At 76.4% G+C, this 18,997-nt stretch carries 19 protein-coding genes; 6 read left to right on the forward strand and 13 right to left on the reverse strand.

The window, feature by feature from the left end:
- Positions 1-11: 11 nt before the first annotated feature.
- The 13 genes from ACI79P_RS10705 to ACI79P_RS10765 are packed head-to-tail and all read right to left on the reverse strand — an operon-like array spanning position 12 to position 12,590.
- Positions 12-1,388, reverse strand: a complete 1,377-nt coding sequence (locus ACI79P_RS10705) for an MmgE/PrpD family protein (protein WP_456581028.1) — start codon at positions 1,386-1,388, stop codon at positions 12-14.
- On the reverse strand, positions 1,385-2,326 hold the full coding sequence (locus tag ACI79P_RS10710; RefSeq protein ID WP_456581029.1) for an LLM class flavin-dependent oxidoreductase: 942 nt from the start codon (positions 2,324-2,326) through the stop codon (positions 1,385-1,387). Before ACI79P_RS10710 ends, ACI79P_RS10705 begins: the two co-directional genes overlap by 4 nt.
- Positions 2,323-2,991: a hypothetical protein gene (locus ACI79P_RS10715; protein WP_456581030.1), complete on the reverse strand. Its 669-nt coding sequence runs from the start codon at positions 2,989-2,991 to the stop codon at positions 2,323-2,325. The genes ACI79P_RS10710 and ACI79P_RS10715 overlap by 4 nt, the downstream gene beginning before the upstream one ends.
- 8 nt (positions 2,992-2,999) lie before the next feature.
- Positions 3,000-3,353 carry an EthD domain-containing protein gene (locus ACI79P_RS10720; RefSeq protein ID WP_456581031.1) on the reverse strand — a complete coding sequence of 118 codons (354 nt, stop codon included), beginning with the start codon at positions 3,351-3,353 and terminating at the stop codon, positions 3,000-3,002.
- A complete protein-coding gene (locus ACI79P_RS10725; RefSeq protein ID WP_456581032.1) occupies positions 3,350-3,910 on the reverse strand; it encodes a hypothetical protein in 561 nt (186 codons plus the stop codon). The genes ACI79P_RS10720 and ACI79P_RS10725 overlap by 4 nt, the downstream gene beginning before the upstream one ends.
- The gene (locus ACI79P_RS10730) at positions 3,907-4,794 is read right to left on the reverse strand and encodes a DUF3891 family protein (protein ID WP_456581033.1); all 888 of its coding nucleotides are present in this window, start codon (positions 4,792-4,794) and stop codon (positions 3,907-3,909) included. Before ACI79P_RS10730 ends, ACI79P_RS10725 begins: the two co-directional genes overlap by 4 nt.
- Positions 4,791-6,158 (reverse strand): MmgE/PrpD family protein, encoded by a 1,368-nt coding sequence (locus ACI79P_RS10735; protein WP_456581034.1) that lies wholly within the window; start codon positions 6,156-6,158, stop codon positions 4,791-4,793. The genes ACI79P_RS10730 and ACI79P_RS10735 overlap by 4 nt, the downstream gene beginning before the upstream one ends.
- Positions 6,155-7,522, reverse strand: a complete 1,368-nt coding sequence (locus tag ACI79P_RS10740; RefSeq protein WP_456581035.1) for an MmgE/PrpD family protein — start codon at positions 7,520-7,522, stop codon at positions 6,155-6,157. The genes ACI79P_RS10735 and ACI79P_RS10740 overlap by 4 nt, the downstream gene beginning before the upstream one ends.
- Entirely contained in the window at positions 7,519-8,925 is a 1,407-nt protein-coding gene (locus ACI79P_RS10745; protein ID WP_456581036.1) for an MmgE/PrpD family protein, read from the reverse strand. Before ACI79P_RS10745 ends, ACI79P_RS10740 begins: the two co-directional genes overlap by 4 nt.
- A complete protein-coding gene (locus tag ACI79P_RS10750) occupies positions 8,922-9,755 on the reverse strand; it encodes a cyclase family protein (RefSeq protein WP_456581037.1) in 834 nt (277 codons plus the stop codon). The genes ACI79P_RS10745 and ACI79P_RS10750 overlap by 4 nt, the downstream gene beginning before the upstream one ends.
- Complete coding sequence (locus ACI79P_RS10755; protein WP_456581038.1) at positions 9,752-10,615, reverse strand: HpcH/HpaI aldolase/citrate lyase family protein; 864 nt, start codon at positions 10,613-10,615, stop codon at positions 9,752-9,754. Before ACI79P_RS10755 ends, ACI79P_RS10750 begins: the two co-directional genes overlap by 4 nt.
- A complete protein-coding gene (locus tag ACI79P_RS10760; RefSeq protein ID WP_456581039.1) occupies positions 10,612-11,796 on the reverse strand; it encodes a CaiB/BaiF CoA transferase family protein in 1,185 nt (394 codons plus the stop codon). The genes ACI79P_RS10755 and ACI79P_RS10760 overlap by 4 nt, the downstream gene beginning before the upstream one ends.
- Entirely contained in the window at positions 11,793-12,590 is a 798-nt protein-coding gene (locus ACI79P_RS10765) for an IclR family transcriptional regulator (RefSeq protein ID WP_456581040.1), read from the reverse strand. The genes ACI79P_RS10760 and ACI79P_RS10765 overlap by 4 nt, the downstream gene beginning before the upstream one ends.
- Before the next feature lie 284 nt (positions 12,591-12,874).
- Between ACI79P_RS10765 and ACI79P_RS10770 the strand changes: the two genes are divergently transcribed.
- The 6 genes from ACI79P_RS10770 to ACI79P_RS10795 are packed head-to-tail and all read left to right on the forward strand — an operon-like array spanning position 12,875 to position 18,967.
- Positions 12,875-14,089 carry an ABC transporter substrate-binding protein gene (locus ACI79P_RS10770; protein WP_456581041.1) on the forward strand — a complete coding sequence of 405 codons (1,215 nt, stop codon included), beginning with the start codon at positions 12,875-12,877 and terminating at the stop codon, positions 14,087-14,089.
- On the forward strand, positions 14,086-15,141 hold the full coding sequence (locus ACI79P_RS10775; RefSeq protein WP_456581042.1) for a branched-chain amino acid ABC transporter permease: 1,056 nt from the start codon (positions 14,086-14,088) through the stop codon (positions 15,139-15,141). The genes ACI79P_RS10770 and ACI79P_RS10775 overlap by 4 nt, the downstream gene beginning before the upstream one ends.
- Complete coding sequence (locus ACI79P_RS10780; protein ID WP_456581043.1) at positions 15,138-16,175, forward strand: branched-chain amino acid ABC transporter permease; 1,038 nt, start codon at positions 15,138-15,140, stop codon at positions 16,173-16,175. The genes ACI79P_RS10775 and ACI79P_RS10780 overlap by 4 nt, the downstream gene beginning before the upstream one ends.
- Complete coding sequence (locus ACI79P_RS10785; RefSeq protein ID WP_456581044.1) at positions 16,172-16,906, forward strand: ABC transporter ATP-binding protein; 735 nt, start codon at positions 16,172-16,174, stop codon at positions 16,904-16,906. The genes ACI79P_RS10780 and ACI79P_RS10785 overlap by 4 nt, the downstream gene beginning before the upstream one ends.
- The gene (locus tag ACI79P_RS10790; RefSeq protein WP_456581045.1) at positions 16,893-17,594 is read left to right on the forward strand and encodes an ABC transporter ATP-binding protein; all 702 of its coding nucleotides are present in this window, start codon (positions 16,893-16,895) and stop codon (positions 17,592-17,594) included. The genes ACI79P_RS10785 and ACI79P_RS10790 overlap by 14 nt, the downstream gene beginning before the upstream one ends.
- Before the next feature lie 14 nt (positions 17,595-17,608).
- Entirely contained in the window at positions 17,609-18,967 is a 1,359-nt protein-coding gene (locus tag ACI79P_RS10795; RefSeq protein WP_456581046.1) for an MmgE/PrpD family protein, read from the forward strand.
- Positions 18,968-18,997 lie beyond the last annotated feature (30 nt).

The raw sequence follows: 18,997 nt of genomic DNA on the forward strand, positions 1-18,997 counted from the left end.
GGTGCGGCCCGTCACCGGGTCGCGAGGCCGTCCAGGACCGCGCGCGCCACCGCGGCGAGGTGCCGGCCGTCGTCCGCGTCGAGCAGCCCCGCCAGGACGTCGTCGCGCAGCGCCGGCGCCAGCAGGTCCCCGACGTTGCCCCGGAACTTGGCGGCCACCTCTTCCCGTGTGAGCGGGTCGTCCGGGTTTCCCCGCGCGTTGCGGGTGGTCGCCGTCCACGTCCGGCCGTCCCTCGCCCGCACGGTCACCTCCGCCGGGCGCTCCGCGGGCAGCGCCGCCGTGAACTCCGGTCGTTCGCGCACCGTCACCCGGCGGGCCAGGTCGGCCACCGCCGGGCGCGCGAGCCGCCCGGGCAGGAACGCCCCCGCGTCCAGCCCGCCGTCGGTGAGCAGGGTCGCGACGCAGTACGGCAGCGAGAAGCGCGCGTGCATGTCCGACCGGACGTCGGTGCCGTCGAGCGACGCGGCGAACGCGAACGTCGCGACCTCCACCGCCTCGATCTCCTCGGTGCGCAGCGGCACCCCGTCCGTGGCGGCGCGCACCGCGTCCAGCGCGGGCTGGATCCACCGGGCGCAGGCGTAGGGCTTCAGGTAGCTCTGCGAGATCTGCCAGCGCAGGCCGAGCCCGCCGGCGAGCTCGGCCTCGGAGAGGTCGGTGCACACGGCCGAGTCGAAGAGCGCGCGGTAGGTGCCGACGCTGCCGCGCGCGCCGGCCTCCCGGACCCGCCGGCCGGCGAGCGCCCCGTAGCAGGCGCCCAGGCCGGTCCACAGGTTCCGGACGGTCCCGCCCTGCACCGGCACGGCGAGCGTCGCGGCCATCGGGAGGGCGGACCCGAGGAGGAACGCCGACGTCAGCTCCTGCGCGGAGCCGTCGTGCAGCAGCACCTCGGCCAGCGCCGCCGCGGCGGGCCCGTGCACGCCGTGCGGGTGCATCCCCGGGCGCAGCGACGTCGCCGTCCCGGCGCGCAGCCCCACCTCGGTGGCGACCAGGAACACCTCCAGCAGCCGCCGGTCGCCGACGTCCTCCGCCGCGGCGGCGTGCAGCAGCACCGGCAGCGCGTGCGGCGCCGGGTGCGCGGTGGGCACGGGCGGCAGCCGGTGCCCCTGCGGGTGGAACGAGCCACCGGAGTCGGCGTCGAGCCAGGTCGCGGCGGTACCGAGGGTGATCAGCGTCCCGACGGGCGGTCCGCCGGCGCGCTCCCCGGCGGTGCCGAGCTCGTGGGCGAGCGCCCGCACCGGCGGGTACCGCAGCCCGCCGAGCAGGGCGCCGAGGGTGTCGACGAGCAGCAGGCGGGTGGCGGCGACGACGTCGCCGGGCACGTCGTCGAGCCGGGTGCCGGCCGCGAACTCGCCGAGGGCCCGGTACGGCTGCTCCTCGGTCGCGGTCACGCCTGCGCCCCGAGCCCGGCCCGGACGGCGGGGACCAGCTCGGCCAGGTGGTCCCGCACCCCGGCCACCGCGCCGGCGAGGACCACCCCGGCGATGCGCAGTCCGGCGAGGGGGCGCAGCCGGGCGGTGATCGCGGCCGCGTCCCCGGTGAGGACGAACCGGTCCCGCACCCACCGGTCCGCCTCGGTGACGACGCCACCGCGGGCACCGGCGCTGCCGTGCCGCGCGTAGTCGTGGGCCTCGGCGACCTGTCGCGCGGCGGCCACCTCGTCGTCGTCCAGGCCGTACCACTCCGGCGCGGAGACCAGCCGCAGCGCGCACGAGCCGAGGATCGGCTCGGCCGCAGCGGTGGCCTCGGCGTCCGAGCCGGTGACCGTGGCGCGCAGGAACAGCCAGACGGTGGTCGCGGGGTCCTCGGCGCGGGCGAGCGCCACCGCGCGGGCGACCACGTCGGGGTCGGCGCCGGCGTCGACGAGCACCCCGCCCAGCGCGGCGGCGGTGGCCGCGATCGTCCGGGGTCCCGAGGCGGCGCCCAGCAGCCGCCCGCCCAGGTCGGCGTCGCCGAGCGCCTCGCGCAGGGCGCCCAGCGAGGCGGTGTACTCCCGCAGCGGCGGGAGGTCGAGCCCTTCGTTGCGCACGGAGCTCTCCCCGCGCCCGACGACGGTGAGCACCCGGCCCGGGTGCAGCCCCTCCAGCGTGCGGACGGCGCCGGCCAGGGTCGCCGGGTGGCGCAGCCCCAGGCTGGCCACGCAGGGGCCGGCGAGCCGGGCGGCGGTGCCGGCCAGCACGCGCTCGGTCTCGACGAGGCAGTCGGGGAACAGCCGCGGGCTGTCGGCGAGGCCCACGCCGTCGGCGCCGGCGGCCAGGGCCTGCTCGGCGGTGGCGACCGCGTCGCCGGCGCCCCACGGCGCGGCGGAGTTGAGCAGGACGGCGGTCACGACAGCGCCGCCAGGAGGTCGGCGGCGCGTCCGCCCCCGGCCGGCATGCGCACCGGGGTGGGGAGGGCGACGGCGGGGGCGGGGCGGCCGGTCACCGTCTCCAGCGTGGGCGCCAGGGCGTCGGGCATGCCGGTCAGCCCGGCCTCGGACGCCCGGGCGGCCAGCCAACCGGCCGCGAGGCAGTGCCCGTGGGCGAGGGCCTGCTCGTCGGCCGTGCCGGTCTCCGCGGGCTGCACCGCCATGAGGCCGGCGGCGACGTCCAGGACCCCGCCGAGGTCGGCGCTCCCCGCGGCGACGGCGGCGCAGGCCGCGGCGGCGACCACCCCCGTCGTCGCCCGGGCCGTCGGCACGGGGCCGGCCGCGCCCGCCGCCAGGTCGGCGCCCAGCGCGAGCCCCGCAGCCACTGCCTGCTCGATCAGCTCCAGCGGCGCGTCGTCGGGGGCCGCGGCGAGCGCGACCAGCGTCAGCCCGTCGGCGTCCGGCGCTCCGGCGCGGTGCAGCCGGGCCCCGTTCCACAGCAGCCCGGGGTAGGGCGCCGCGCGGCGGCCGGCGCCGAGCAGGGGCAGCGCCCCGTCGTCGGTGCCCATCGTGGCGGCCCAGGCGAGGAGGTCCGCCGGCACGGGCGCCGAGGTGGCGGCCCCGAGCCGCTCCAGCGCCGGCCGCACGGCCCCGGTCAGCGGGTGACCTCCGTGCTCTCCGTGACCAGGTAGAACTTGAAGTCCGTCCGCCCCGCCGGGCCGCGCTCGGCCGGGATCGGGTGCTCCTCGAACCACGCCAGGTAGTCGGCGTAGGCCTGCTCGTCGGCGAAGTGCATCTCGGCGATGCGGTAGAAGGAGAGCCCCTCCGGCACGTCGGCGGTGCCGCCCGAGGCCTGGCGCACCGGGCGCAGCACCTTGTTGAACACGATGCGGTCCAGGTGCGGGTTGGCCAGCAGGTCGGGCGCGTGGACGTCGAACAGCCAGGCCTCGTACTCCTCGGCGCTGACGCCGGGCTGGATGTCGTAGCCGAGGATGGTCGTGATGCTCATGTCTCTCCCTGGGTGGGGCGGACGGCGTCCGCGGGGTCGGGGTGGGTCCAGTCGAAGGCCTGGGCGCCCTCGCCGAAGCCCTCGAGGCGGATCCGGTGCGGCGTCACGTGCACGCCCACGAGGTCCTCGACGACCTGCTCGGGGGAGCGCAGCGGGGCCTTCGTGAAGCCGCCCGCCCGCTGCCGACCGACGTGGTGCAGGTAGAGCGCGATCGTCGCCGCGTCGTCCAGGAAGGCCGCCGTCCCCCGGACGAAGACGGCGCGTGGCGGCAGCCGGCCGATGTCGAAGACGTGCGGGCGCTCGTTGGTCGCACCGGGTGCGGGGTCGCCGACCCAGGTGACCAGCAGCCGGGGGTCCCGCCGCAGCTGGGCCAGCCGGGCGTGGGTGCGCCGCTGCACGAGGTCGACCGACCAGTCGGGGTTCAGGAAGGCCGTCATGGTGCGGCCGACGGGGAAGCCGTCCCGGTCGATCGTCGTCAGCTGGGCGAAGCCGGCCTCCGCCGCCACGAAGGCGAGCGCGGCGCGGCGCGCGGCGGCGAGCTGCCCGTCCTCGGTCACGGCCGTGCCCCGTCCGCGGGGACCAGCCGCCAGGTGACCGTGGAGCGGCGGGTCCGCCGCAGCCGGGCGACCAGCTCCTCGTGGCTCCAGCCGCGGTCGGGGACGAGCACGCGCTCGAGCCCGACCTCCAGCGGCGCCCGGAACGGGTAGGGGGCCAGCGCGACCGTCCCCGGCGCGGGGACCGTGGCGGTGACGGCGACCCGCTCGCCCCCGGGACGCAGGGGCACCGGCGGGAGGACGACGGGCTCGGGGCCGTGCTCCAGCCGCCGCAGCTGCGGGCCCCACGGCTGCGGCGGGGCGTCCTCGGTGCCCGCCTCGTCGGGCGGGGTGACCGCCAGGTACAGCGAGAGGAGGTCCCAGAACTGGAGCAGCTCGTAGTTGTGCCAGAGCTGGGTCTCGAAGACGCTGCGCGGCTCGTCCCCGGTCCAGGCGCGGCGCTTGGCGTCGATCCAGCGCCGCTCCTCGGCGTCCACGACCTCGCCCTGCAGCCGCCGGTCCTCCGCCGAGCGGCCGACGCGCGCCGCCGCGCCGGGCGTGGCCCAGCGCCCGCGGTACAGCCCCGTCCAGTGCATGCCGACCAGCACGCCGGAGTAGACGTCGGCCAGCGACACCTCCTCCACGCCCTGGCGGTACAGCCGCACGTGCTCCCCGGCGTCGATCTCGGTGAAGTGCAGGGGGCGGCGCTCCAGCTCGGAGAAGAGCACGCGGGCGTCCCAGGCGCGCCAGCCCTCGTCGTGGCGCGCCGCGGCGGTGCGGACGGAGTGCAGCGGGGTGGGCACCTCGAACGCCGCGTTGCCCCAGGCGCCGGCGAGCTCGCCGGCGACCCGCCCGTGCTCCACCTGCTCGACCAGCTCCAGGGCGCCGGCGCGGCGGGTGACGATCACCGCGCACCCCCGTCGCCGGCGGCCCGCCGCAGGGCCGCCCCGAGGTCCCGCGGCGTCCCGCCGGACGCGAGGGCGTGCACGGCGCCGACCAGCTTTGGCGCCGCGGTGCCGAAGCGGACGGCGAGCAGCCGCCCGGCCTTGGCGGCCAGCTCCGACCGCGTGAAGGCGCGGTCGGCGTCGCCCCGCGGGCGGCCGGCCTCCGCATGGTGGGCGGTGCCGTCGGCGAGCTCCACGCGCACCCGCGCCGGCCGGCCCGCCGGGTAGCCGTCGTCCAGGGCCGGGTCGTGCACGACGCGGACCCGGCTGGCGAGCTCGCGCACCTCGGGGGCGGCCACGGTCGCCGCGGTCAGGGTGGTCTCGTCCAGCCGGCCGGTGAGCAGGGCGACGGCCACCGACGTCGGCACGCTGAACCGCGCGGCGAGCTCGCCGTCGGCGACGCCGTCGAAGGCGGCCGCCCCGGCGGAGGCCCGCACCTCCACCGACCGCACGTCCGCGCCCCGGACGCCGCGGGCGACCAGATCGGCGACGGCGTCGTTGACGCCGTGCAGGTGGGCGCAGGTCGGGTGCGCCTTCACGTAACCGCCGAGGACCTCGTGCTCGTCCCACGGGTCGCCGACCCCTGCGGCGAGCGCGGCCGGGTCCCAGGCGCGGGCGGCGACCGCGCCCAGGTGGTGGTCCAGCGCGCCCTCGGCGGCCGCGAGCCCGGCGACGGCGGCGCCGCCCAGGGAGAGCCCGAGCTGCACCGACGCCCCCAGGAAGGCGTGCGAGCCGGTGGTGCCGGAGAAGACGGTGCGCGCGTCCGTGAGCAGCACCGCGGCGGCGGAGAGCTCGAGGGCCCGGCGGGCGGCCGCGGCGTCGCCCGGGGCGAGCAGCCGGGCGACGGCGGCGGCGACGGCGACCTGCCCCCAGGTGCCGATGTCGTGGACGCCGTCGGGGGTGCCGCCCATCGCCCGGCCCACGCGCACACCGGCCTCGTAGCCGGCGAGGACGGCGGAGAGCGTCTCCTCCCCGGAGCAGCCCCGCTCCTCGGCCAGCGCGAGCACGGCGGGGACGACGTGCGAGGCGGGGTGGCCGCGGGCCTCCCGGTGCCCGTCCTGCAGCTGGTCGGCGGCCACGGCGCAGCCGTTGAGGAAGGCCGCCGTCGCCGAGGGCCACCCGCGGGCCGAGCCGACGACGGTCGCCGCCCCCTCCGGCGCACCGGAGGAGGCGGTGACGAGCCGCTCCAGCTCCGCCCGGCGGGAGCCCAGCGCCGTGACGGCGACGCAGTCGGCGACGAGGTCGACCACGCGGTGGCGGACGGCCGTGGGGGAGCTCGCCCACGACGTCCTCGCCACGGCGGCCCCGAGCACGCCGGCCGCGGTCACCGCCGGCCCCCGACGGCGGCGGCGAGGCCGCGCAACGAGGTGGCGTCCGGCAGCCCGGCGCACCAGGCGAGGACGGCGTCGGCGGCGTCGTCGCTCAGCGCCCGCGTCAGCAGCGCCCGGTGCTTGGCCGCGGTCCTGGCGGGCGGGTAGGGGCGGGTCGGGCCGCCCGGGGGATCGTCCTCCGTGGCGGTCAGGGTCCGGCCGTCCCGCAGCGTCAGCGTGACGCGCGCACCGCGGACGGCCGGCGCCGCGGCGGTCATGGCCGCGTCCTCGACGACGGTGACGCGGCCCATCAGGGCCCGCAGCGCCGGGTCGGCGGCGGCCTCGTCGGTGTAGGCGTCGATCCCGTTGTCCCGGCGCACGAGGCGCGCGGCGACGGAGTAGGGGATGGAGTGCTTGCCCGCGAAGCCGGTGGGGGCGTCGCGGCCGTCCAGCCGGGTCGCCGGGTCGTACGTGGCGACGAGGACGTCGGCCACCTCGTCGGCGCGGACCCCGTGCGCCGCGATCAGCTGCTCGGTGGCCTCGATGGGCGCGTGGTTCCACCGGCTGCAGGCGTGCAGCTTGAGGTAGCCGGTGGTCAGGTACCGCAGCGTGCCGAGCTCCTGGACCAGGTGCCCGGCGTCGAAGGACGAGCCGAGGATCTCGCCGAAGACGATCTCCGGCGCGCGCGGGTCGCCGGTGGTGCCGGTCGCGGCCAGCTCGACGGCGAGCACCCCGTCGGACGCGCAGACCCCGGTGAGCGCGTTGCGGACCGTGGCCCCGCGGTTGGCGGCGTGCTGCGTGGACGCCGGGGAGAGCGCGGTGGCGATGAGCACGGCCTGGACGGCGGTCGCCACGTCGCAGCCGCGCAGCCGGGCCACGCCGGCGGCCGCGCCGCAGGTCATCGCGGTCCCGAACGGGTGCACGGCCCGGCGCAGCCGCAGCCCCCGGGCGAAGCGGACGGCGACCTCGTAGGCGGCGGCCGCCGCGGCCAGCAGCTCCGGGCCCGACGCGTCGACCTCCTCCGCCGCGGCGAGCACCGCCGGCAGGGTGTGCGCGCTCGGGTGGTTCGCCGCGTGCGCGTGCCCTTCGTCGAGCTCTAACCGGACGGCGGCCAGCCCGTTGACCAGCGCCGCCGCGGCCGGGCTGGTGCCCGCACCGGAGGCGAGCACGGTGGCCGGGCCGGAACCGCCGAGGCGCGGGGCCACCAGGGCCGCCTGCCGGACCTCCGCCTCGACCGAGGCGCCGACGACCGCCGCGAGCGTGTCGGTCACGACGGTGACCAGGTGCCCGGTGTCCTCCGGCCGCAGCACCTCCGGGCCGAGCGCCCACTCCACGAGGCGCTCGACGCGGCTCGCGGACGGCGCCGGCCCGGCGGAGGTCATCCCCGGACCCCCGCCATGAGCGCCCGGACGTCGGCCGCGTGCGGGAGGCCCAGGGCGGCGTCGGCGACGCTCCGGGCGGAGTCGTCATCGAGCACCCGGCGGGCGTTGAGCCGGAACTTCTCCGCCAGCTCGTCCGACGAGAGCGGGTTGGCGGGCCCGCCGCGGTTGGCGTCGACCCGGACCTCGTGCCGGGTCCCGTCGCGGCACTCCACGCGCAGCACCGCGGGGAACTGGTGCGGGAAGATCTCGTCGCACCGGGCGTCGGGCACGCAGCGCACGAGCGCCGCCAGCCGCAGCCGGTCGGGGTCCGCGGCGGCCTCGTCGGTGAAGTCCTCGTGGAACAGGCCCAGCCCGCCGCCGCCGGTCAGCGCGGCGGCGACGGTGTACGGGCCGCTGAAGGCGGCGTGGTAGCCCGAGCGGGGCCGCGCCTTCTCCTCGGCGGGCTCGCCGATCGTGCGCAGGACGGCCGTGGGGGCGCCCAGCTCGATCGCCGTGACCTCCTCGGGCCGCACACCACGGGCCCGGAGCTCCAGCGCGGCGTCCACGCCGGCGTGGGTGAAGTGGTTGCACGGGTAGGGCTTGAAGAAGATGCCCGGCAGCTCCCAGTGCTCGCCCAGCCGGTCGACGACGGCGTCGACGTCGGCACGCTCCCCGCAGAACGCGTGCAGGAAGCCGAACCGGCCCTCGATGACCGTCGGCGGGCCGGTGAGCCCGTGGCGGGCCAGGTCGGCGGCGACCACCCCGGCGTGCGCGGCCCAGCCGCAGTGCACCCGCTTGACCGTGCCGCCCGTGCGGTTGGCCTCGATCAGGCCCGAGCCCATCGAGGCGGCGATCCCCGCGGCGTGCGCGATCCCCTCCGCGTCCAGCCCGCCCACCGTGGCCGCCGCGACGGCGGAGCCGATGGCCCCGCAGATCGAGGTCGCGTGCTGGCCGCGCTCGAAGAACTCGGAGTTGCCGAGCTCGGCGTCGTAGCCGCCCATGCCCAGCCGGACGGCGACCTCGATGCCGACACCGGCGGCGTCGAGGAGCGCCGGGCCGCTCGCGCCGGTCGCCTCGGCCACCGCGAGCGCGGCGGCCACCACCGAGGCCGACGGGTGCAGCACCGAGGGCAGGTGCGTGTCGTCGAAGTCGAGGGAGTGCGCCAGCGTGCCGTTCACCAGCGCAGCGGCTGCGGCCGGGACCCGCAGCCCCGTGCCGATCGCGGTCGCGTCCTCGGGGCCGCCCCAGCCCCGGACGACGGCGGTGACGGCCGACGCCGAGACCTCACCGGTCGCCGCCAGGCTGTTGCCCAGCAGGTCCAGCACCCGCCGGGCCACGTCGTCGCGCATGCCCTCGGGGAGGCCGTCCGCGCGGGTGCCGGCCGCCAGCCCGGCCAGCCGCTGGACGATCGTCGGACCGGTCACGCCTGCACCGCCGCCAGGGGGCGCACCGGCGAGCCCGTGCCGCCGACGATGCGCAGCGGGGCCATGACGAAGACGAACTCGGTGAGACCCTGCTCCGCGGCGGCCTCCAGGTCGAGGTGCTCGATGATGTAGATGCCGTTCTCGACCAGCAGGATGCGGTGGACCGGCAGGATGCTGTGCCCGGCACCGGGCCGGATCTGCTCGAACGCGGTGGTGTCCGCTCCCGTCGCCCGGACCCCCGCCGCCGCCAGCCACTCGCCGGCCTCGGGGGTCGCCCCCGGCACGCCGTCGGCCTGGCCCAGGTAGACGGCGGGCTCCCCGAAGTGGCGGGCCCAGCCGGTGCGGATGAGCGCGACGTCGCCCTCGCCCGGTCGGGCCCCGGCGCGCTCGGACGCCCGCTCCAGGTCGTCGGCGGTGACCCCGTAACCGGCCGGGAGCACGTCGACACCGTGCACCGCCGCGACGTCGAGCAGCACGCCGCGGGTGAGCATGGCCGGGGTGTGCTCGGCGCCGTGCTCGGTGAAGCGGCCGCCGGTCTGCGCCTCGGCCGCGTCCACGCCGCCGTGCAGCAGGCCGTCGTGGCTGACGTGGGACAGCGCGTCCACGTGGGTGCCGACGTGGCCACCGGTCACGATGATCTCGTTGGAGGCCGAGCCGCCGTCGGGCCGCACCATGTCGCCGTGCCGGCGGATGAGGGTCATCCGGAAGCCCGGGTGGTTCGGCGAGCACGGCATCCCGGTGAAGAAGGGCTGGCCCAGCTCGACGAGGCGGACGCCGCCACGGACGGCGCCGAGCAGCGCATCCGTGGCCGCCGGGGCGGTGGTGGTCATCTGGTCTCTCCTGACGAGGGGGCGGGGGAGGGCGGGGCGGACGGGACGCGGTCCAGCACGGCTCGTGCACGGGCCACGACGGCGGGGTCGACGAACCGGCCGTCGGCGTCGAGGACGGCCGACTCGCCGCGGGCGGCGGCCTCCGCGGCGGTGGCGACGACGCGCTCGGCGGCCGTCACCTCCTCCGGCGACGGGGTGTAGACCTCGTGCACCGGCCCGAGCTGGCGCGGGTGCACCACCGACCGGCCGAAGAACCCGGTGGCGCGGCCGGTGCGGCTGCTGGCCCGCAGGCCCTCGAGGTCGGCGACGTCGGTCCAGACGCTCTGCACCGGCGAGGGGAGGCCGGCGGCCCGTGCCGCGACGACGACCGCGCCGCGGGCCCAGCGCAGCCCCTCGTCGCGGTCGACGAGCAGGTCGGCGGCGAGATCGGCCTCGCCGAGGCCGATGCCGGCCACGAGCTCGTGCGCCCCGGCCAGCTCGTGCGCCCGCCAGAGCCCGCGCGCGCTCTCGAGCAGCAGCTGCATGGGCAGGCCGAGCCGGTCGCCGACGGCGCGGACGGCGTCGGGGTCGTCGGCCCGCGGCACCCGGATCCCGTCGGCCCGGCACCCGCTCAGCTCCGCGAGGTCGCGCTCCCCGGCCTCGGTGCCGGGCGGGTTGATCCGCACCCAGAGCGCCGGGCCGCCGGTGCGCGGCCGGGCGAGCAGGGCGGCGGTGAGTTCCCGGGCGCGGTCCTTCTGCGCCGCGGGGACGGCGTCCTCGAGGTCCACCACGACGGCGTCGGCGCCGGCGGTCAGCGCCTTGGCCACGCGGTCGTCCCGGTGGCCGGGGACGTAGAGCCAGGACCGGGGGGCCGTGCTCACAGCGCTCCCTTGCTCCGCAGCGCCGCCACCTCGTCCGCGCCGATGCCCAACTCGGCGAGCACCTCCTCGGTGTGCTGGCCGATGCTGGGTCCGGCGCTGACGATCGCGCCCGGGGTCTCGGAGAGCCGGAAGATCACGTTCTGCATGAGCACCGACCCGAGCTCGGGGTCGGGGACCCGCACCAGGCTGCCGAGCGCCTGGAACTGCGGGTCGGCCAGCACGTCCCGGACGTCGTAGATCGGCGCGACCGCGGCCTGCGCCTCCTCGAAGGCGCGCACCACCTCGTCGCGGTCCCGGGCGGCGATCCAGGAGCCGACGGCGTCGTCGAGCTCGTCGGCGTGCTCGGCCCGCTCGGCGCCGGAGGCGAACCAGGGCTCGTCGATGAACTCGGGGCGGCCCACCAGGTGCATGACGCGCTCGGCGATGCTCTGCGCGCTGGTCGAGATCGCCACCCAGCGCCCGTCGCGGGTGCGGTAGGTGTTGCGCGGCGCGTTGTTCGCCGAGCGGTTGCCCGTGCGCGGCTGCACCTGGCCGATGGCGTCGTAGACCGTCGGCTGGGGGCCGAGCAGGGTGAGGATCGGCTCGATGATCGCGAGGTCGACGACCTGGCCGCGGCCGGTGGTGTCACGGGCCCGCAGCGCGGTGAGGGTCGCGAACGCGGCGGCCAGCGCGGAGATGCCGTCGGCGAGGCCGAACGGCGGGAGGGTCGGGGGGCCGTCGGGCTCGCCGGTGATGGCGGCGAACCCGCTCATCGCCTCGGCGAGCGTGCCGAACCCCGGCCGCCCGGAGTAGGGGCCGAACTGGCCGAACCCGGTGACCCGGACCAGCACCAGCCCCGGGTTGTCGCGGCTGAGCTCGTCGTAGCCCAGGCCCCAGCGCTCGAGCGTGCCCGGCCGGAAGTTCTCGATGACGACGTCGGCCGTGGCGACGAGCTTGCGGAAGACCTCCTGCCCCTCGGGCGAGCCCAGGTACAGGGTGATGCCGCGCTTGTTGCGGCCCACGACCTTGCCCCAGAGGCCGACGCCGTCCTTGCTGGCCCCGTGGTAGCGGACCGGGTCACCCTTGGGGTGCTCGATCTTGATCACCTCGGCGCCGAAGTCGCCGAGCATGGTCGCCGCCAGGGGGCCGGCGAAGAGGGTCGAGACGTCGAGGACCCGGAGCCCGGCGAGTGCGGAGGTCATGCGAGGACCTGTCCTTTCGTGGCGGGGAGCCCACCGCGCCAGCCCATGTCGCGGGAGACGCGGTCGGCGGCGGAGATCAGGAAGGGGACGAACCGGTCCCGCGCGGCGGCGTCGACGCGGGCGGCCGGGCCGCAGACGGAGATGGCGCCCTGCACCGAGCCGTCGAAACCGAAGATCGGGGCGGCGACCGAGCCGGCGCCCTCCTGCCGCTCCCCGTCCGAGCACGCGTAGCCCTTGCGCCGGACGTCCTCGATCCGCCGGCGCAGGTTCCCCGCGTCCGCGATGGTGCGATCGGTGAGCAGGTCGAGGGGCCCGCCGAGCACCGCGTCGATCTCGTCGTCGGGCAGGAAGGCGAGGATGCAGGTGCTGGAGCTGCCGGCGTGCAGGGGGAACCGCCGGCCGATCTCCACGGTCATCTTGATCTCCTGCCGGCTCTCCACCTGGTCCAGGTAGACGCGGCCGCCGGGCACGCGGGCCGAGACGGTGGTCGTCTCCCCGGTCACCTGCTGCAGGTCGCGGAGCACCGGGAGGGCCACCCCGCGCAGGTCCAGGCCGCGCAGCGCACGGGCGCCGAGCGCCGCCGCGGCGGGCCCCAGCCGGTACTCCCGGGTGCCCGCGTCGGCGGTCAGCAGACCGCGCTGGACGAGCGTCTGCAGGATCCGGTGCACGACGGCCTTGGAGAGGTCCAGCTCGCGGGCGATCGCCGAGACCCCCAGCGACCGCGGGCCGTCGAGGAAGGCGAGGAGCACGTCGGCGACCCGGCCGGCCCCCTCGGTGCCTCCGTTGTCCGCCACGGCCGCCCCTTCCCGCTCGGGCGGCCACTCGCCGCCATGCTCTCGTCTCGTTCCGCCACTGTTCCTGTCAGCGGAACGGTAGAACGACTCGCTGTCGTGCCGCAATCGCCCTGGTCCGACCGAAACTTAACCGCAACACAGGAATCGTGTCGAGATCTTGCGCACACGACGCGCCTACTGCCAGAGTGGCGAGTCACCAAGGCGTCCCGTGCAGAGGAACGTCGTCGAGGTCGGGAGACGAGATGCGGAAGCCCTGGATCGCAGCGGTCGCAGTCGCTATGCCGTTGACGCTCGCAGCCTGCGGCGGCTCCGCGCCGCCCGGCACGGAGGGCACCGGTGACACCGGCGGGGGCGGCGGCTCCGGCGACACCATCACGATCGGCTCGCTCCACCCGCTCAGCGGGGCCTTCGCCGCCGACGGCCAGCAGATGGACAACGGCGCGCAGCTCGCCGTCGACGCCATCAACGAGGCCGGCGGCATCGAGTGCCTGGACGGCGCCCAGCTCGAGCTGGCCAGCGCCGACAGCCAGGGCGCGCCCGAGGTCGGCCAGAGCGAGGCCCAGCGGCTGATCCAGGAGGGCGCCGTCGCGCTCGTCGGCACCTACAACAGCGCGGTCAGCCAGAACGTGGCGGCGGTGGCCGAGCGCAACCAGGTGCCCTTCGTCATCGACGTCTCCAGCGCCGACGAGATCCTCCAGCAGGGCTACCAGTACACCTTCCGCCTGCAGCCCAGCGCCGCGGTGCTCGCCCAGCGGGGCGCGGAGTACCTCGCCGAGGTCTCCGAGCAGGCCGGCGCCCCGGCCCAGCAGGTGGCGATCCTGCACGAGCAGGGCCCCTTCGGTACCGCGATCGCCGAGGGCTTCACCGCCGAGGCGGAGAGCCAGGGCATGACGATCGGCCCGGTCATCAGCTACGACCCGGCCAGCGTCTCGGACTTCACCACCCAGATCACCGCCGTCCGGGAGGCCGGGGCCGACGTCATGATGGTCGCCGGCTACTACCGGGACGGCGTCCTGGTGGCCAGGGCCGTGGACACCGTGCAGCCGGGCCTCGACGCGGTCTGGGGCGTGGCCAACGGCGCGTTCGACACCCCGCAGTTCCCCGGCGAGGTCGGCGAGGCCGGCGAGGGCTACTTCGACGCGAACTACCGGCTGGACATGACGAACCCGGAGACGCAGGAGCTGGCCCAGCTCTACAGCGACACCTTCGACGACGACATCCGCACCGCCGCGGTGCTCACCTACGACGCGGTCCGGGTCGTCGCCGACGCGCTGGGCCGGGCGTGCTCCACCGACCCGACGGAGCTGCGCGACGCGATCGCCGAGACCGAGCTGGACTCGCTGATCGCCCAGGACGGGCCCATCGCCTTCGACGAGACCGGCGAGAACACCAACGCCGCGCCGATCCTCATGCAGGTCGTCGACGGCACCGTCCAGCAGGTCTTCCCGTCCGAGTACGCCGAGACCGAGCCCGTCTACCCGGCGTCGCCGAACCCGTGACCGACCCGACGAGGGAGCACGGTGCCCCGCCCCTGGACCGGGGCACCGTCTCCACCGAGGAGCCACCCCAGGCCACGCAGCTGACCACGCCGGCGCCGGGGGGCCGGCGGCGGGCGGCCGCGGTCCGCGTGGCGGCGGTCGTGGCCGTCGCGGTGGTGGCCCTGGGGCTGGCGTACTGGCGGACCGGCAACGAGGTCGTCGTCACCCAGGCGGTGCTCACCGGCCTGATGATCGGCGGCGTCTACGGCCTGGTCGCCATGGGGCTGACCCTCATCTTCGGTGTGCTGGACATCGTCAACTTCGCGCACGGCGCGTTCCTGGCGGTCGCCCTCTACATCACCGTGGAGATGGTGGGCAGGTTCGGGGTGCACCCGTACGTCGCCCTGCTGGTGAGCGTCCCGCTCATGTTCCTGCTCGGGGCGGCGGTGCAACGGTTCATCCTCTCCGGCGCGATGGGCAAGCCGCTGGAGAACCAGCTGCTGATCACCCTGGGCCTCGCGCTGCTCATCGACAACGGGCTGCTGCTCTTCTACGGCCCCAACCCGCAGTCGGCGCGCCTGCCCAACGACACCGGGATCGACGTCTTCGGCGCGGTGGTGACCGTGGGCCGCCTGCTGGCCTTCGCCGTCGCGCTGGTCCTGGCGGGGCTGCTCTACCTGCTGCTGCAGCGCACCCGGCTGGGCACGGCGATCCGGGCGGTGGCGGCGAACGACACCGGCGCGCAGATGGTCGGCATCGACACCCGGCGGATCTACATGGCCACCTTCGCCATCGGCACCGCCTGCGCGGGCGCGGCCGGCGTCCTGGTCGCCCCGCTGGTGACCATCGAGCCGACCACCGGCGAGCTGTTCAACATCGTCGCGTTCGTCGTCGTGGTGCTGGGCGGCATGGGGAACGTCGTCGGCGCGCTCGTCGGGGGGCTGCTGATCGGGCTGACCGAGCAGTTGGGCGCCCTGTACCTGCCGGGCCAGAGCCCGCTGCTGTCGGTGTTCATCGTCTTCGTCCTGGTGCTGTTCCTCCGTCCCCAGGGCCTGTTCGGGAGCAAGGCATGAGCACAGCGGTGCAGGACCCCGCGGAGCCGCGGACGCTGCCCAAGCCCCCGTGGGGGAAGCACCTGGTGGCGGTGGCCGCCCTCGCCGGGGTGCTCGCGGTCCTCCCGCTGATCCTGCCGCCGGCGCAGCAGTCCGTCGCGGTGCGGGTGCTGATCTTCGCCATCCTGGCGCTCGGCTGGAACATCATGAGCGGCTTCGGTGGCATGTTCAGCTTCGGCCACGCCGCCTACTTCGGCATCGGCGCCTACGTGAGCGTGTGGCTGCTGGTCGAGCGCGGCGTCTCCCCGTGGATCGGCATGCTCGCCGGCATGGTGGCCGCCGCCCTCTTCGCGGCGCTGATCGGGTTCCTGGCGCTGCGCTACCGGCTCAAGGGCGCGTACTTCGCGCTCTCCACCTTCGCCTTCGCGGAGATGCTGCGGCTGCTGGCGATCAACAGCGACCTGGTCAACCGCGCCGTCGGGTACAACGTCCCGCTGCGGCCGGAGTCCTCCTGGGCGTTCATCCAGTTCGAGCCCGGCGCGGCGGAGTACTTCTGGATCGCCCTGGCGCTGACCGTCGCCGCGCTGGTGACCACCATCGTGTTCCTGCGGTCGCGGATCGGCCGGTTCACCGTGGCGGTGCGGGACGACGAGGACGCCGCGGCGGCCCTCGGCATCCCGGTGATGCGCACGAAGCTGATCACGATCATGCTCTCGGCCGCGATCACCTCGGTCGCCGGCACCTTCTACGTCCAGTACTACTTCTTCGTCGACCCCGACGTCGCCTTCGGGTCCAGCGTCTCGATCCAGGCGATCCTGCCGGCGGTCATCGGCGGCGTCGCGACGATCTGGGGGCCGGTCATCGGCGCGGCCATCCTCGGCCCGCTCAACGACCTCACGGCCACCCTGCTGCGCGACCCGCCGCCCGGCCTGGAGTTCCTGCAGGGCCGCGCGGGGCTGGACGTCATGGTCTACGCGGTGCTGCTCATCCTCATCGTCCTGCTCCTCCCCCAAGGGGTGTACGGGGCCATCCGCGAGAGGTGGGAACGGCGGTGACGCTGCTGCAGGTCGACAACGTCAGCAAGACCTTCCGCGGCCTCCGGGCCGTCGACGACGTCTCCTTCGCGGTGGAGGAGGGCAGCATCCTCGGGATCATCGGGCCCAACGGCGCCGGGAAGACCACGCTGTTCAACTGCATCGCCGGGGCGATCTCCCCCGACACCGGCACCGTCCGGCTCGGCGGCGCCGACGTCACCGGGGCGAAGCCGCACAAGGTGTCGCGGGCCGGCATGGCGCGGACCTTCCAGCTCATGAAGCCCTTCGGCAGCATGAGCGTGCTGGAGAACGTCGCGGTGGCGGCGATGGCCCACGGCACCTCGCGGCGCGCGGCCGGCGACACGGCGGCCGACGTCGTCGAGCGGGTCGGGCTGTCCCGTTGGCGCGACGCGCGCAGCGACGGGCTGCCCACTGCCGGGCTCAAGCGCCTGGAGCTCGCCCGCGCGCTGGCGTCCCGGCCGCGGGTCCTGCTGCTGGACGAGGTGCTCGCCGGGCTGCTCCCGGCCGAGCGCCTGCCGGTGATGGAGCTGCTCGAGACCCTGCGGTCCGACGACGGCATCACCCTCGTCTTCGTCGAGCACATCATGGCCGCGGTGATGCGGCTGTCGGACTCGGTGCTCGTCCTCGAGCAGGGCCGGGTGCTCACCGCAGGGTCCCCCGCGGAGGTCACCCAGGACCCCCGGGTGATCGAGGCCTACCTCGGAGAGGAGCCGACCGGTGCTGGTTCTTGACGGTCTCTGCGCCGGCTACCACGGGCTGCAGATCCTGCACGAGCTCGACCTCAGGGTGGAGGCCGGCGAGATCGTGGCTGTGGTCGGCGCCAACGGTGCGGGCAAGACGACGACGCTGCGGGCGATCTCCGGTCTGCTGCCCTCCAGCTCGGGGTCGATCACCTTCGACGGCCAGCGGGCCGACGGCGTCCGCACCGCCGAGCTGGTCCGCCGCGGGCTGGTGCAGGTGCCCGAGGAGCGCGCGCTGTTCGGGCCCCTCACCGTGGAGGAGAACCTCCGCATGGGCGGCTGGACCCAGAAGGCGCCCGACGTGCAGGCCTCCCTCACCGAGGTGTTCGAGCTGTTCCCCATCCTGGAGGAGCGGCGGCGGCAGGCCGCGGAGACGCTCAGCGGCGGTCAGCAGCAGATGCTGGCGATCGGCCGCGCCCTCATGGCCCGGCCCAAGCTGCTCATGCTCGACGAGCCCTCGACCGGGCTCGCGCCCAAGCTGACCTGGTCGGTGCTCGAGGCGGTGCGGACCATCCGCGACCGCGGCGTCGCCGTCCTGCTGGTCGAGCAGAACGCCGCGCAGGCGCTGCGGATGGCCGACCGGGCCTACGTCCTGGAGAGCGGCAGCTGCGTGCTCTCCGGCCCCGGGCCGGAGCTCGCCGAGGACGACCGGGTGCGCAGCGCGTACCTCGGCCTGTGACGGCAGGACGACCGGTGACGGCCGCCGCGCTGCGCTCGCCCGCCGACGAGGCGCGGGAGGCGACGCAGGCCCTGGGCGCGTGGGCGGCCGGGCTGCGGTGGGCCGACGTCCCGGCCGACGCGCGCGACCGGCTGCGGCTGGTGCTCCTGGACTCCTTCGGCGTCATGGTCCTGGGGGCGCGCCAGCCCGAGCAGCGCGCCCTCGTGGCGGCGTGGCGCCCGGGGCCCGGGCCGGCGCCGCTGGTCGGCGGCGGGCTGTCGACGACGGTCGAGGCCGCGGCGTGGCTCAACGCGAGCGCGCTGGTGCGGCTGGAGCTCGACGAGGGCCACAAGTACGCCAAGGGCCACCCCGGCGCGCACGGCCTGCCCGCGGTCCTGGCGCTCGCGGCCGACCTGCGGGCGCCCGGCCCCGACACCGCCGCGGCGCTGATGGCCGCCTACGAGGTCGCCGCCCGCTTCGGCCGCGCCACCCGGCTGCGCCCCGGCATGCACCCGCACGGCAGCTGGGGGGTGGCCGGGGCGGCCGCGGGCTGCGCCCGGCTGCTCGGCCTCGACGCCGACGGGGTGGCCGCCGCCGTCGACAGCGGGGCCGGCCTGCCCGTGGCGGGCCACTTCGACTCGGCGCTGGACGGCAACCCGGTGCGGGACGCGTGGATGTCGGCGTCCAACGTCGCGGGGCTCGCCGCCGCGCGGATGGCCGCCGCCGGGGTGGCCCGCAACACCGGGACGGCGGCCGGCTCGCTGGGTGAGCTGCTCGGCTCCTTCGACGCCGCGGCCCTGACCGAGGCGCTCGGCGAGCGGTGGGACGTGCGGCACGGCTACTTCAAGCGGCACGCGTCGTGCTCGTTCACCCACCCGGTGGCCGACGCGGTGCTGCGGCTTCGCCCGGAGCTGACCGACCCCACCGACGTCGACGAGGTCGTCGTCGAGACGCACTCCCTGGCCGCCGGCCTGGCGCGCACCTCCTGGGACTCCCGTCTCGGCGCGCTGTTCAGCGTGCCGTTCGTGGTGGCCGCGGCGCTGGTGCACGGGCACGTGGGGCCCGAGGCGTCCGCGGCGGAGGCCCGCTCGGACGCCCGCGTCACGCACCTCGCCCGGCGGGTCCGCGTCGTGCGCGCCGACGACCTCGACGCCCGGCTGCCCGACGAGCGCGCCGCCCGGGTGACCGTCCGGGCCGCCGGGCGGGAGCTCGTGCTGGAGGTCCCCAACCCGGTCGGCGACGCCGCCCACCACCCGTTCGACGAGGACGACGTGGTCGCGCTGCTCTCGGCGCTGCTCGGGGACGACGAGGTCGTGGCCACCGCCCGGGAGGTCGCCGGGGGCCTGCCCGACGCCCCCGACGTCGCCCCCCTGCTCGGACGGCTGGCCGGATGACCCGCCCGTCCGACCGAACCCCGAGGAGCT

Source organism: Blastococcus sp. SYSU DS0510 (assembly GCF_054050835.1).